The 13070-nt window shown below is 69.6% G+C and carries 13 protein-coding genes; 9 read left to right on the plus strand and 4 right to left on the minus strand.

Annotation, left to right across the window (positions count from 1 at the left end; genetic code table 11):
• Positions 1 to 47 precede the first annotated feature (47 nt).
• The 5 genes from Q0916_RS11860 (at position 48) to Q0916_RS11880 (ending at position 4580) form a co-directional block, all read left to right on the plus strand.
• Positions 48 to 842, plus strand: coding sequence for a class I fructose-bisphosphate aldolase (locus Q0916_RS11860; protein WP_299237482.1), 795 nt, complete (start codon positions 48 to 50; stop codon positions 840 to 842).
• A complete protein-coding gene (locus Q0916_RS11865; RefSeq protein ID WP_299237483.1) occupies positions 843 to 1703 on the plus strand; it encodes a class 1 fructose-bisphosphatase in 861 nt (286 codons plus the stop codon). It abuts the gene before it with no gap.
• Positions 1704 to 1802: 99 nt separating this feature from the next.
• Complete coding sequence (locus Q0916_RS11870) at positions 1803 to 2330, plus strand: redoxin domain-containing protein (protein ID WP_299237484.1); 528 nt, start codon at positions 1803 to 1805, stop codon at positions 2328 to 2330.
• Between the two features lie 78 nt (positions 2331 to 2408).
• Positions 2409 to 3251, plus strand: a complete 843-nt coding sequence (locus tag Q0916_RS11875) for an HpcH/HpaI aldolase/citrate lyase family protein (RefSeq protein WP_299237485.1) — start codon at positions 2409 to 2411, stop codon at positions 3249 to 3251.
• A 69-nt stretch (positions 3252 to 3320) separates the two neighbouring features.
• Positions 3321 to 4580, plus strand: a complete 1260-nt coding sequence (locus Q0916_RS11880; protein WP_299237486.1) for a Glu/Leu/Phe/Val family dehydrogenase — start codon at positions 3321 to 3323, stop codon at positions 4578 to 4580.
• Positions 4581 to 4604: 24 nt separating this feature from the next.
• On the opposite strand, the gene Q0916_RS11885 is transcribed toward Q0916_RS11880, so the two are convergent.
• Positions 4605 to 5078: a redoxin domain-containing protein gene (locus Q0916_RS11885; RefSeq protein WP_299237487.1), complete on the minus strand. Its 474-nt coding sequence runs from the start codon at positions 5076 to 5078 to the stop codon at positions 4605 to 4607.
• A 103-nt stretch (positions 5079 to 5181) separates the two neighbouring features.
• On the opposite strand from Q0916_RS11885, the gene mvaD reads away from it, so the two are divergent.
• From mvaD to Q0916_RS11900, 3 genes are all read left to right on the plus strand, one after another.
• Positions 5182 to 6153 carry a phosphomevalonate decarboxylase MvaD gene (gene mvaD / locus Q0916_RS11890; RefSeq protein ID WP_299237488.1) on the plus strand — a complete coding sequence of 324 codons (972 nt, stop codon included), beginning with the start codon at positions 5182 to 5184 and terminating at the stop codon, positions 6151 to 6153.
• Between the two features lie 130 nt (positions 6154 to 6283).
• Entirely contained in the window at positions 6284 to 8116 is a 1833-nt protein-coding gene (locus tag Q0916_RS11895) for a cation:proton antiporter (protein ID WP_349254532.1), read from the plus strand.
• 70 nt (positions 8117 to 8186) lie between these two features.
• Positions 8187 to 8924: a DUF429 domain-containing protein gene (locus Q0916_RS11900; RefSeq protein ID WP_299237490.1), complete on the plus strand. Its 738-nt coding sequence runs from the start codon at positions 8187 to 8189 to the stop codon at positions 8922 to 8924.
• Positions 8925 to 8930: 6 nt separating this feature from the next.
• Here the strand turns inward: Q0916_RS11900 and Q0916_RS11905 are convergent, their stop codons facing one another.
• On the minus strand, positions 8931 to 10073 hold the full coding sequence (locus tag Q0916_RS11905; RefSeq protein WP_299237491.1) for a DUF3179 domain-containing protein: 1143 nt from the start codon (positions 10071 to 10073) through the stop codon (positions 8931 to 8933).
• Between the two features lie 125 nt (positions 10074 to 10198).
• Between Q0916_RS11905 and Q0916_RS11910 the strand changes: the two genes are divergently transcribed.
• The gene (locus Q0916_RS11910; protein ID WP_299237492.1) at positions 10199 to 11635 is read left to right on the plus strand and encodes an amidase; all 1437 of its coding nucleotides are present in this window, start codon (positions 10199 to 10201) and stop codon (positions 11633 to 11635) included.
• A gap of 46 nt (positions 11636 to 11681) precedes the next feature.
• On the opposite strand, the gene Q0916_RS11915 is transcribed toward Q0916_RS11910, so the two are convergent.
• Both Q0916_RS11915 and Q0916_RS11920 read right to left on the minus strand, forming a co-directional pair.
• Positions 11682 to 12014 carry a 2Fe-2S iron-sulfur cluster-binding protein gene (locus Q0916_RS11915; protein WP_299237493.1) on the minus strand — a complete coding sequence of 111 codons (333 nt, stop codon included), beginning with the start codon at positions 12012 to 12014 and terminating at the stop codon, positions 11682 to 11684.
• 63 nt (positions 12015 to 12077) lie between these two features.
• Positions 12078 to 13046 carry a phosphoadenosine phosphosulfate reductase family protein gene (locus Q0916_RS11920; protein ID WP_299237494.1) on the minus strand — a complete coding sequence of 323 codons (969 nt, stop codon included), beginning with the start codon at positions 13044 to 13046 and terminating at the stop codon, positions 12078 to 12080.
• Positions 13047 to 13070 lie beyond the last annotated feature (24 nt).

A 13070-nucleotide genomic window follows, 5' to 3' on the forward strand; every position in this document is an offset into this window, starting at 1 on the left:
CTCCGCGGACCAGAATCTTCTTTGTGCGTCTCATCGGACGTTCGAGCATGGTTCCGATCGACGACGCGCCGCTGTGTCGGGACGGGAAGGTACTCATCCTCGCGTACGACCACGGTCTCGAACACGGCCCCGTCGACTTCGAGGGCGTCCCCGAGAGCGCCGACCCCGAGCGGACGTTCGAGGCGGCGACCCACCCCGCCGTGACGTCGGTCGCCGTCCAGAAGGGGATCGCCGAGGCGTACTACCCGAGCTACGAGGACGACGTCGACCTGCTCGCGAAGCTCAACGGGACGTCGAACCTCTGGATGGGCGAGCCGGACTCGGCGGTCAACTGCTCGGTCGAGTACGCGGCCGAACTCGGGGCGTCCTCTGTCGGGTTTACGCTGTACGGCGGCTCGAACAACGAGATCGAGATGGCCGAGGAGTTCAGAGAGGTACAGGAGGCCGCCCGCGAACACGACCTCCCGGTCGTGATGTGGTCGTACCCGCGGGGCCAGGGGCTGAAAAACGACACCGATCCCTCGACGATCGCCTACGCGGCGCGACTCGCCTTGGAGTTGGGCGCCGACGTGGCGAAGGTCAAGTACCCGGGCAGCCGGTCGGCGATGGAGGAGTCCGTCCGGATGGCGGGGCCGACGAAGGTCGTCATGTCCGGCGGGTCGAAAACGAGCGACCGGGCCTTTCTCGAGAGCGTCAAACGGACGATCGACGCCGGCGGCAAAGGCCTCGCCGTCGGGCGGAACGTCTGGCAGCGCGAGAACCCCGAGCGGATACTCGACGCGCTTGAGGCGGTCATCTTCGAGGCGGCGACCGTCGACGAGGCGCTCGCCGCGGCCGAGTAGATGTCCGGACCCCTCGACGACATCGTCGCGACGATCGCCGAGACCGCCCCCGACGTGCGGGGTGGACTCGCCGGGCGTCGGGTCTACGAGTCGGGCGCGAACCCCTCCGGGGAGACGCAACTCGCGGCCGACGTGTACGCCGACGAACTGCTGGCCGAGCGCCTCCTCGGCGTCGAGGGCGTTTCGGCGTACGCGAGCGAGGAACGCGGGTCCGTCCGCCACAGCGACGGTAACGGCGACGGAGCGTACCGCGTCGCGGTCGATCCGCTCGACGGCTCCTCGAATCTCAGATCGAACAACGCGATGGGGACGCTTTTCGCCGTCTACGACGAGCCCCTCCCGGCGCCCGGGGCGGCGGTCGTCGCGAGCGGGTTCGTCCTCTACGGTCCGATCACGACGATGGTCGTCGCCCGCGACGGGACCGTCACCGAAAGCGTCGTCGAGGACGACGGGACGCGCCGGGTCGTCGATCCGGACCTGACGCTTCCCGACGAGCCGACGGTGTACGGCTTCGGGGGCCGGGTCCCGCAGTGGAGCAACGCCTTCGCCGCGTACGTCGAGGCGGTCGAGTCCGAACTCAAACTGCGGTACGGCGGCGCGATGATCGCGGACGTAAACCAGGTGTTGACCCACGGCGGGGTGTTCGGATACCCCGGTCTCGCGGACCGACCCGAGGGGAAACTCCGGCTCTGCTTCGAGGGCCACCCGATCGCACACGTCGTCGAGTCGGCCGGCGGCGCCTCCTCGAACGGCGATCGGTCGCTGCTCGCGTGCACGCCGGGGGGCCTACACGACCGAACCCCGCTTTTCGTCGGCGACGAACGGTACATCGAGCGGTTGGAGGCGGCGCTGTCGGGGTGATCTGAGTCGGCTCGGGTTCGGAGGGGCGACGACGGCTCCGAGTCCGACGACCGGGGGCTCGGCCGCCAGACCCATGCCGCCGGAGAGCCCAGCGAACGCATGATCCACAACGGGCAGACGGCCCCGGATTTCGCGCTGCCGGGCGTCGAGGGGGAGACGCCGGCGGTCTACGAGCTGTTCCGTCCGGTGGAGGCGGGCGACGCGGTGGTGCTCTGGTTCGTGCCGGCGACGTTTCTCCCGGTGCCGACGGCGGAGCTGCGGGCGATCGAGGCGGCCGGGTGGCACGGCGTGGACGGGCTCCGGGTGTGGGCGCTCTCGGCGGACAGCATCTACGCGGCGGCGGCCTACGCCGATCGCCACGGGTTTTCGATGCCGTTTCTCGGCGACGCGGGCGGGGCGGCGGAGACCTACGGCGTCGCCTACGAGGAGTTCGAGGGTCACTACGGCGCGCCCAAGCGGGCGGTCTTCCTCGTGGATCCCGACTGGACGGTCGGGTTCAGGTGGGCGACCGACGACGCCTTCGCGGCGTCCGATCCCTCGCCGGTCGCAGCGGTGACAGAGGAGATAACAGGACGGTTTCCCGAGGCGGAGCGGCCCCCGAGCGTCGAGTACGGGGCCGAGCGGTAGCCGCTCGCTCGATCGAGATCGGAGGGGCGGAAGCGGAAACGGGACAGCGTTATGCGAGCGCCGGGTGTACGGCGGGGCATGGCCCGACGAAGCGTGCTGTTTTCGCCCGGTGACGAGCCGGAACTGATGCGGAAAGCCCCCGGGACGGACGCCGATACGGTCGTGTTCGACCTCGAGGACGCCGTCGCTCCCGGTCGGAAGGCGACGGCGCGGGCGGCGGTCAACGAGGTGCTGACCGACCCGGCGTTCGATCCGGACTGTGAGGTCTGCGTCCGGTTCAACGCCGACCCCGAGACGGCCGCCGAGGACGCCGCGGCGGTTCTCGAGGGCGACGGCCGGATCGACGCGGCGATGGCGCCGAAGGCCGGGTCTGCGGCGGACGTCGATCGCCTCCACGAGGAACTCGAAGCGAACGGGCGCGATCTGCCGGTCATCGCGCTGTGTGAGTCCGCGGCGGGCGTGCTCAACGCAGAGGGGATCGCCGGGGCCGATCCGGTCGACGCGATCGCCTTCGGGGCGGAGGACCTGGCGGCCGACATCGGCGCGACCCGGACCGAGGCGGGCACGGAAATCTCCCACGCCCGACAGCACGTCGTCTTAGCGGCCGGCGCGGCGGGCGTCGACGCCATCGACACGCTCGTGACCGACATCGGCGCGACCGAGCGGCTGGCCGAGGAGACGGCGTTCGCCCGGGGGCTCGGATACGACGGGAAGATGGCGATCCACCCGGGGCAGGTCGGCGTCATCAACGAGGCGTTCACGCCCGACCCCGAGGACGTCGAGTGGGCCAGGAAGGTCCTCGACGCGGCCGAGACGGCCGACCGGGGCGTCTTCCGCGTCGACGACGAGATGATCGACGCGCCGCTGATCGCGCGCGCAGAGACGATCATCGACAGACACGACGCCGCGACAGACGGGTGAGGCGATCGCCCTCCGGGGGGTGTCGGACGCGGACGGGAATTTAAGCCGCAGGTGCCCGACAGTGTATGCATGACCGACGCAGCCAACCCCTTCGAGAGCCTCCAAGAGCAGATCGAGGACGCCGCCGAGTACGTCGAGGTCTCCGCCGACGCCCTCGAACGGTTCAAGAACCCCGAGCGCGTGCTCGAGACGAACCTCTCGGTGGAACTCGACGACGGCTCTCTCGGCGTGTTCCGGGCGTACCGCTCGCAGTTCAACGGCGACCGGGGGCCCTACAAGGGCGGCATCCGGTATCATCCCGGGGTGACGCGCGACGAGGTCAAGGCGCTGTCCGGCTGGATGGTTTACAAATGCGCGGTCGTGGACATCCCCTACGGCGGCGGGAAGGGCGGGATCGTCATCGACCCCCGGCAGTACTCGGCGGCCGAACTCGAGCGGATCACGCGGGCCTTCGCGGTCGAACTCCGGCCGCTCATCGGCGAGGACCGCGACGTCCCCGCGCCGGACGTCAACACCGGCCAACGGGAGATGAACTGGATCAAAGACACCTACGAGACGCTGGAGAACACGACCGAACCGGGCGTCGTCACGGGGAAGGCGATCGAGTCCGGCGGGTCGCGGGGCCGCGTCGAGGCGACGGGGCGCTCGACGATGCTCACCGCCCGGGAGGCGTTCTCGTACTTCGATCGGGAGATCGAGGGCGCGTCCGTCGCCGTGCAGGGCTACGGCAACGTCGGCAGCGTCGCGGCGAGGCTCATAGACGCCGAACTCGGCGCGGACGTCGTTGCGGTCTCGGACTCCTCGGGGGCGGTACACGACCCCGAGGGCCTCGATCCGGACGCGGTCAAGGCGTTCAAAAACGAGACCGGATCGGTCTCCGGGTACGACGGGGCCACAGAGGAGTTCGGCAACGACGAGCTGTTGACCCTCGACGTGGATCTCCTCGTCCCGGCGGCCTTGGAGAACGCGATCGACGGCGACCTCGCCCGGGACGTCGAGGCCGACGTCATCGTCGAGGCGGCGAACGGGCCCCTGACGCCGGCGGCCGACGACGTGTTGCGCGAACGCGACGTCGCCGTCTTCCCGGACATCCTCGCCAACGCCGGGGGCGTCACGGTGTCGTACTTCGAGTGGGTCCAGAACCGCCAGCGGTTCAGTTGGACGAAAGAGCGCGTCAACGAGGAGCTCGAGCGGCACATCGTCGAGGCGTTCGACGGCCTGATCGACTGTTATGAGTCGTACGGCGCCCCGAACTTCCGGACCGCGGCCTACGTGGTCGCGCTCCGGCGCGTCCTCTCGGCGTACGAGGAGTCCGGCAGTTGGCCCTGATCTTCTCCCCTTCGCCCGGACGGGTCAGGCCGCTTCCACGGCGGCGATGATCTCCTCGTAGTCGGGCTCGTCGACCAGTTCCTCGGCGACCCAGCGGTACGCGACCGTCCCGTCGCCGTCGAGGACGAAGACGGCGCGGTCGGCGATGCCGTACCGGCCCTGTTCGGGGATGTCGATCTCGACGCCGTAGGCCCGCAGCGCCTCGCCGCTCATGTCGCTGACGAGGTCGAAGGAGATCCCCTGTTGGTCGCCGAACGCCTCAAGAGAGTACGCCGCGTCGGCGCTGATACCGAAGACGGTCGCGCCGGCCTCGCGTATGCGGTCGAGGTGCTCCTCGAGGACGACGACCTCGTTCGAGCAGACCGGGGCGAACGCCGCCGGGAAGAACGCGAGGACGACCGGGCCGTCGCCGAGGTGATCGGACAGTTCGAACGGGTCGTGATCGCTCGTTCCGAGCGTCGCGGAGATGTCGGGAGCGGCGTCACCTTCTCGTGGCATTACCCGGTACCAGCGAGGGGACGGTCTTAAATCCACCACCGGCGCGGGGGCGAAGCGGGGGGCGTAGCGAAAGGACAAAGACGCGCCCCGCGCAGGGGTCGGTATGAAGGCGACCGCGAGGGCGCACCCGATACAGGGGCTGATCAAGTACCACGGGATGCGCGACGAGACGCTCCGGCTCCCGTACCACGATTCGATCTCCGTCTGTACGGCGCCGAGTCACACCACGACGACGGCGGCGTTCGATCCGGAGCTGTCCGCCGACCGCTACGTCGTCGACGGCGAGGAGATCGACGAGACGGGGGCCGAGCGGCTCGAACGCGTCGTCGATCACGTCAGAGAGCGCGCCGGGATCGACCACCGGGTCCGCTTCGAGTCGGTCAACGACTTCCCGACGAACATCGGGTTCGGGTCCTCTTCGTCGGGGTTCGCCGCCGCCGCGGTCGCGCTGGCCGAGGCCGCCGGGCTCGAGTTGAGCCGCCCGGAGCTGTCGACGATCGCCCGCCGGGGCTCCTCGTCGGCCGCGCGCGCCGTGACCGGGGCGTTCTCGCAGCTCCGGACCGGGCTCGACGACGCCGACTGCCGCGCCGAGCGCATCGACACCGGTCTCGGGGCGGAACTCCGGATCGTCGCCGCCGAGATCCCGGCGTTCAAACACACAGCTCGCGCACACGAGGAGGCCGCCGACAGCCACATGTTCCGGGCGCGTCTGGCGCACATCCACGAGCAGATCGCGACGATGCGGAACGCGCTCCGGGAGGACGATTTCGGTCGGGCGTTCGAACTCGCCGAGGACGACTCGCTGTCGCTGGCGGCGACGACGATGACGGGCCCCTCCGGGTGGGTCTACTGGCAGCCGGAGACACTCGAGGTGTTCGAGACCGTCCGGACGCTGCGGGAGGAGGGCCTGCCGGTGTACTTCTCGACCGACACCGGCGCGTCCGTGTACGTCAACACGACCGCCGAGCACGTCGATCGGGTCGAAGGGGAGATCGACGAGTTGGGCATCGAAACGCGCGTCTGGGAGGTCGGCGGTCCGGCGACCGTCCTCGGGGCGGACGACGCGCTGTTTTGAGCACCCAGGGAGTGTGGTGGAGGCGGTCGTAGGGGCTCGCGCCACGGAAGCCGCGGCTCCTGCCGGGAAGAGGGGGGTTGAAATATCTCCCGGGTAAGGTACGATCGTGGCTTCGAGCATACTTTCGGTGATGGCGGCCATCTTAGTGTTGGGTATTGGGGCACAGCTCGTCGCCAGGCGGCTCAAGGTCCCCAGTGTTCTCTTTTTGATCCTCATCGGGCTCGTGTTGGGCGAGTCGGGGATCGGGCTCGTCACGCTCGAGACGTTCGGGGACGGACTCGGCGTCATCGTCGGGCTGAGCGTCTCTATCATCGTCTTCGACGGCGCCTTCGACCTCAAACTCGAGCGGCTCCGGGAGGCCCCCAACTCGCTGTTGCGGATCGTCACGGTCGGCGCGCTGATGACGTTTCTCGGGACGGCCCTCGCAGTCCGGCTCCTCGTCGGGACCGAGTGGCCGACGGCGCTTCTCATCGGTGCGCTCCTCGTCGCGACGGGGCCGACGGTCATCACGCCGATCCTGGAGGTCGTTCAGGTCCGGGAACACGTCGCGTCGCTGCTCGAGGGCGAAGGTATCGTCAACGACGTGACGGCCGCCATAACAGCTGTCGTCATCTTCGAGGTGCTCGTCATCGGCGAGGGCGGGGTGACAGAGAGCCTCATCGAGTTCGGGATCAGGTTCGGTCTCGGCGTGACGATCGGCATACTCATCGCCGTGATCGTGTACAAGATCCTCCAGGCGGACATCACGCCCGAGAGCGCCCCGCAGGCGTCGCGTTTCCTGACCATCGCGGCGGCCGTCGGGGCATACGGGGCGGCCGAGGTGTTTGCGACAGAGGCCGGGATCGCGGCCGCCGCAACCGCGGGGGTCGTCCTCGGCAACCTCGAGGTGCCCCACCGCGAGGAGATGGAGGAGTTCGGGCGCGACGCGACGCTTATCGTCCTCTCGTTCGTCTTCATCGCGCTGGCCGCGCTCATCGACATCGGCGCGATCGCCGCGTTGGGGCTCGCGGGCATCGGCATCGTCCTGGCGGTGGCGCTCGTCATCAGACCGCTCGTCGTCGGCGTCGCAACGGCCGGGATCGAGCGGTTCACCCGCGGGGAGAAGCTCTTTTTGAGCGCCGTCGGACCGCGCGGGATCATCCCCGCCAGCGTGGCGACGCTTTTCGCCATCGAGTTGGCCGAAAGCGGAGCCCCCGAGACCGGACAGACGCTTCTCGGGGCCGTCTTCGTCGTCATCTTCGCAACCGTCGTCCTCGAGGCGGGGCTGTCCAGACAGATCGGGGACTTCTTCGGAGTAACACCAATGCGCACACTCATCGTCGGCGGCGGCCGGGTCGGTCGGGCGCTCGCCACACGGCTGGAGAACAGAGGCGAGTTCGTCGTCATCATCGAACGCGACGAGGAGAGACTCGAACGCGCCCGCGACGAGGGCTTTACCGTCCGTTCCGGCGACGGAACCGAGGCCAGCGTGCTACAGGACGCGGGGATCGACGAGGCGAAGATGGTCATCGCGGCCACCGGGGACGACGACCGGAACCTGCTCGTCTGCCAACTCGCCCGCTCGAAGTTCGGCGTCGAGCGCGTCTTCTCGCGGGTGAACAACCCCGACAACGTCGACGCCTTCGACACGCTCGACGTGACCGCGATCGACGTTTCGACGGCGACCGCATTCACCATCGACAACGAGATCGAGCGGCCGGCGATCGCCCACTGGATGAACGAGCTGGGCGACGACCACGACGTCCAGGAGATCGAAGTGACCGCGGAGAACCTCGTGGGCAAGACGATCGCCGAGCTCAACGCGGAGATCCCCGACGGCGTCATCGTCGCCGTCATCGGCCGGGGCGACGACTCACACGTTCCGTCGGCCGAAGACTCACTCGAGTACGGCGATCACATCACCTTCGTCGGCGACGTGGCCGGGGTCAAACAGGCCGTCAAGCGGTTCCACCCCCACGAGTGACCGCGTCCGCGTCGGCCGTCCGTCCGACGCCGGCGGTACACATACGTACCGGGAAGGACAGATCGAACCCGTGAGCGAGTACTACGTCGGGAGCGTCGCCCGGAACGGCGTCTGGCTCGCGGTCGCGTACGCCGACGGCGAGTACGACCACGCCGCCGTCGTCGACGGCGTCGGGGAGCTTTGGACCCGCTACGAGGAGACCGCGGCCCGGATCGCCGTCGACGTCCCGATCGGGCTCGGATCGACGGCGTCGCCCCGCCCGAACGAGCGGGCGGCCCGCGAGTTGTTGAGCGAGCGGGCCGACGCCGTCGTCCCCGCGCCGGTCCGGGAGGCGGTCAAGAAACAGCGCTACCGGACCGCCTCGCGCGTCCACGAGCGGAAGACCGGCCGGGAGCTCCCGCGGGCGGCCTTCGAATCGGCGGGCCGAACGGCGGCGATGGACGAGTTCCTCGACGCGATCGACGAGGCGCGGCCGGTGTTCGTCGAGGCGGCCCCCGAGATCTGTTATTACGCGTTCGCCGGCGAGGCGATGTCCGACGCGCCCGGGTTCGCCGCCGGGTACGCCGAGCGGATGCGGACGCTCGCCGAGTTCGACCGGGACGCGCCGCCGACGGTCCAGTCGGTCGCGGAGGCGACGGTCGGCCACCGGGTCCCGGTGCCGGCCGTCGTCGACGGCGTCGCGCTCGGGCTGACGGTTCGGCCCGGTCCCGGGGAGTTGCGCTCGCTGCCGGCCGATCCGCCGAGGGACGACCGGGGGCTTCCCACGCGGTACGTCTACCGGAGCGAATCGGCGATACCCGACGCCTAAACTGCTTCACTCGCCGTAGACGGTCGTGTTCGGGTTGAAGTTCGACCAGCCCCGCCAGAACATCGGCGGGTCGTCGTTCGCCCGTTCGAGCCGTTCGCCCTCGCGTGGGCCGTCGATCGCGCGGCCGCTCGACCGTTCGAACCGCGAGCCGTCGATCTCGATGTAGCGCTCGCCGGCGGCGGCGACGGACCGTTCGGTCCCGTCGAGGCGGCGCTCGTAGGCGACGAGCGTCCCGTCCGGCGTGACCGTGACGACGACCGGGAGGCCGCCGACGGAGTCGGTGACGACGCCGCGTTCGGAGACGACGCCGAAGGGGTACGCCCGCGTCTCGGAGCCGTTCGAGACGCCGACGACGAGCGTCCGCGGCTCTAAGCCCTCGCCGTCGAACCCGATGATCTGTGACTCCGACTCGTAGCTGTACTTCGACTCGAAGTACGCCGAGTCCCGGTGTCGTCCGGTGATCGTCTCCGAGTCCGGCGGCGGGAGCAACACGTCGGTCCCCGGGTGTGAGCGCCGCCACTCGCCCCACGAGGACAGCGTCGAGCGGACGACCCCGAGGCGTTCGCCGGTCCGGGGCCCGCGGATCGCGGTCGCGAAGATCTGGCTCCAGAGGCTCTCCGTGGCCGCGTCGTACATCACGAGGTCGTCGCGCCACAGCCGCCCGGAGACGCCGAACACCGTCGGCTCGCCGTCGACGCGGCGCTCGACGACGACGCTGCTGCCGCACAGCACGCAGTACGTCACCGCGATCGGACCGCCGAACTCGTCGTTGACGATCTCGTGCCAATCGAGGACGCGGAGCGGGTACGCCCGGGCGTCGCCGTCGCGTTCGATCCCGATGACTGCGGTCTCGTCCGGGAGCGTCGGGTCCTCGACGTCGTCGGGATCGAGGCCGCTCCAGTCGTCGGCGAACGCCGGCTCCGTGATCGCCGGGATGAAATCGCGCCCGACCTGCGTCCGGAGGTCCTCGCGCGGAACGGGGAGTTCGACCCCGGGGATCGTCTGGGGCGGGTCCTCGCCGCCGGTATCATCTTCGCTCGTGTCGCCGTCTCGGGGCCCCTCCGGGGGCTCGTCTCCGGCGTAGCCGACGACGCAGCCGCCGCTGGGGACGGTCGCGGCGGCGATCCCGAGAAAGCGGCGGCGGTTCATTGCGGTGTGATACCGCGTTGTCGAATAAAAACGCGACGGGCTGGTGTGTGACGATCACACGAGTGCGCGTCGCCCGCGAAACGCCGCGACGCAACGTTTAGTACCGGACCCTCGTATGGAGGCTCATGGACGGGTTCGCCTCGGCGGCCGACATCGCGGCGGCCGTCCGGAGCGGCGAGTCGAGCCCCACGGCGGTCGTCGAGGCGACCCTCGACCGGATCGAGTCCCGGCGCGACGTGACGAACGCGTTCGTCAACGTGTTGCCGGGCGAGGCGAGATCGCGCGCACGGGCGGTCGAGGCGGACCTCGAGGCGGGCGCGGACCTCCCGCTCGCGGGCGTGCCGGTGGCGATAAAGGACCTCTCGGAGACGAAGGCCGGCGTTCCGAACACGATGGGGCTCCGCCCGTTCTCGGACAACGTCGCCGAGCGGACGAGCGTGACGGTCCGGCGGCTCGAGGCGGCCGGAGCGATCGTCGTCGGGACGACGAACACCCCCGAACTCGGCCACCGCGTCAGGACGGACAACCTGCTGTGCGGGCCGACGGCGACGCCGTTCGAGGCGGGCCGAAACGCGGGGGGCTCCTCGGGCGGGTCGGCGGCCGCCGTCGCCGACGGCCTCTGTGCGCTCGCGACGGGCTCGGACGTCGGCGGGTCGCTCCGGAACCCCGCCGCGTGTTGCGGCGTCGTCTCGATCAAGCCGAGCCACGGCCTGATCCCGCGCGGAAACCGGATCAACGGGTTCCGGGGGCACACGCCCGTCGGGACGCTCGGGCCGATCGCGCGGGACGTCGAGAGCCTCGCGATCGGCCTCGACGTGATGGCCGGGGCCGACCCGATCGATCCGTTCAGCGTCCCGACGCCGGCCTCGTACCGACCGGCGGTCGGCGGAGAGCCCGCCCCCGAGGAGGTGTCGATCGCGTACACGCCGGATCTGGGCGCGTTCGCGGTCGATCCGGCCGTTAGAACGGCGATCGAGGGGACGCTCTCGGAACTCGAGGCCGCCGGGGCGACCGTCGAGGAGGTCCCGATCGAGACGCCACAAAAGGCGGCGATGACCCGGGCGTATCTGACCACGGCGACGACGTACTTCGCCACGGCCGTCGCCGAGATCGGCGAGGCGTTCGGCATCGACCTCCTCGCGGACCACCGGGAGGAGCTCCCCGAGCGGCTCCGGTCGATCGTCTCGGTCGGCGAGCGAAACGACATCGCGGCGTACACCCGCAGCGACTTCGTCCGGACGGAGCTGTACCACGCCGTCGAGACCGCCCTCTCGGGGCACGACGCCGTGGCGTGTCCCGCACTTGCGACGCCGCCGCTGACCCACGAGGAGCCGTTCCCGACGACGATCGACGGCGAACCCACCGAGGGCCTGCCGAGCGACTGGACCCTCGCGTGGCCGTTCAATCTGAGCGGCCACCCCGTCCTCAGCGTGCCGGCCGGCACGGCCGAGGGGCTTCCCGTCGGGATGCAACTCGTCGGCGCGACGTACGACGAGACGACGCTTCTCCGCGTCGGGGCGGCGATCGAGGCGGTCTCGCCGTGGACGTACCCGGACGCCTGAAAGCGGGAGGCGAAGTCGACCCGGAGTCAGAAGGGAGGCGGGCGGCTCAGTCGTCGGCGGCGGCCGCGTCCGAGCCGTCGAGTTCGGCGTCGGCCTCGATGCTCGGCGGGTACTTCCCGCGGTCGAGTCTCAGATCGGACTGCGGGCGGGCCATGCAGGTCAGCGCGTAGCGCTCGCGCTCGGCCTCGGTCAGGCCGCGGGCCGCGGGCTGGGTGACGCTGCCCTCGAGGATCTCGGCCGAACAGGCCAGACACATCCCGACGCGACAGGAGTACTCCTGTGCGATGCCCTCCTCGATGCACCGCTGGAGGATGGTGTCCTTCTCGGAGACCGTGATCGTCTCGCCGGTCCCGACGAACTCGACGGTGTGCTCGGTCATGCCCGCCGTTTGGGGGAACCCGGACAAAACTCTTTACCAACGCGGCGCTCGGAGCCGCGGCCGCTACATGTAGCCGAGATCGCGGAGCCGCTCCATCAGGTCCTCTTTGTCCTGGGCGCGGCCGGCCCGTTCCGTCGTGTTCTCGAGGTCCTGGAGCCACGCCGGCTCCTCGTCGCTCTTTTCGGTGGAGATCTCGCTGCCGAGCGACCGGAACCCGGCGAAGTACTTCGGGGAGACCGGGATGTCCTCGTGCGTGAGGCCGTTCGGCAGGTCGTCGTAGTCCTGCGGGACGTACCCGTCGTCCGGGAAGTCCTCGACGGACTCGGGGACGACGTAGTACCAGAAGGCGTCCCACACGTCGCTCTCGTCGAACTGCAGGATCGGCTGGATGCGGTCGTGCGGCGGGTAGATGTCGGGGTCGTGTCGCGGCGAGAAGAACGTCTCCTCGGCGCGGGCCTCCTGTTCGTCCCACCGGATGCCCGAGATGATGCCGTCGATGTCGCGCTCCTCGAGGGTGTTGTTGAGCGCGACCGTCTTCAGCAGGTGGTTGCCGACGTACGTGTCGAGCAAGAACGGGAACGTCTCGTCGTCGTACTCGAGGATCTCCCGGACGTGGTGTCGGTTGTGCTCCGAGAGCTCGGCGACCTCGATGTCGTCGCCCGGCTCGAGGCCGTGTTCCTCGACGTACGCGCCGACGTCCTCGTTGCGGGCGAAGACGACCTCGAGGTCCCACGCGTCGGCCCAGCGGTCGACGAACTCGAGCAGTTCGTCGAAGTGCTGGTAGTGGTCGATGAAGACGGTCGGCGGGAGGTCGAACCCGTACTGTTCGACGACCTCCTTGACGAAGTACAGCGTCAGCGTCGAGTCCTTCCCCCCGGTCCACATGATCGCCGGGTTCTCGTACTCCTCGAGGCCGGTCGTGACGACCTCGATCGCCTTCTCGATCTTGTCCTCCAAGGCGGGGTAGTCGGCGGCGGTCTCGCCCTCCCCCTCGGCGTACGATACGTCGACGTACTCCGGGAACTCGCTCATGGTGTGTAATGAGATATAATTAGC

Source organism: Natronomonas sp., assembly GCF_028274965.1.
Taxonomy (GTDB): Archaea; Halobacteriota; Halobacteria; order Halobacteriales; family Haloarculaceae; genus Natronomonas.

Coding starts and splice junctions, on each gene's coding strand:
- Q0916_RS11860 (WP_299237482.1), top strand. CDS start 48: ATGGTTCCGATCGACGACGCGCCGCTGTGTCGGGACGGGAAGGTACTC.
- Q0916_RS11865 (WP_299237483.1), top strand. CDS start 843: ATGTCCGGACCCCTCGACGACATCGTCGCGACGATCGCCGAGACCGCC.
- Q0916_RS11870 (WP_299237484.1), top strand. CDS start 1,803: ATGATCCACAACGGGCAGACGGCCCCGGATTTCGCGCTGCCGGGCGTC.
- Q0916_RS11875 (WP_299237485.1), top strand. CDS start 2,409: ATGGCCCGACGAAGCGTGCTGTTTTCGCCCGGTGACGAGCCGGAACTG.
- Q0916_RS11880 (WP_299237486.1), top strand. CDS start 3,321: ATGACCGACGCAGCCAACCCCTTCGAGAGCCTCCAAGAGCAGATCGAG.
- Q0916_RS11885 (WP_299237487.1), bottom strand. CDS start 5,078: ATGCCACGAGAAGGTGACGCCGCTCCCGACATCTCCGCGACGCTCGGA.
- mvaD (WP_299237488.1), top strand. CDS start 5,182: ATGAAGGCGACCGCGAGGGCGCACCCGATACAGGGGCTGATCAAGTAC.
- Q0916_RS11895 (WP_349254532.1), top strand. CDS start 6,284: ATGGCGGCCATCTTAGTGTTGGGTATTGGGGCACAGCTCGTCGCCAGG.
- Q0916_RS11905 (WP_299237491.1), bottom strand. CDS start 10,073: ATGAACCGCCGCCGCTTTCTCGGGATCGCCGCCGCGACCGTCCCCAGC.
- Q0916_RS11910 (WP_299237492.1), top strand. CDS start 10,199: ATGGACGGGTTCGCCTCGGCGGCCGACATCGCGGCGGCCGTCCGGAGC.
- Q0916_RS11915 (WP_299237493.1), bottom strand. CDS start 12,014: ATGACCGAGCACACCGTCGAGTTCGTCGGGACCGGCGAGACGATCACG.
- Q0916_RS11920 (WP_299237494.1), bottom strand. CDS start 13,046: ATGAGCGAGTTCCCGGAGTACGTCGACGTATCGTACGCCGAGGGGGAG.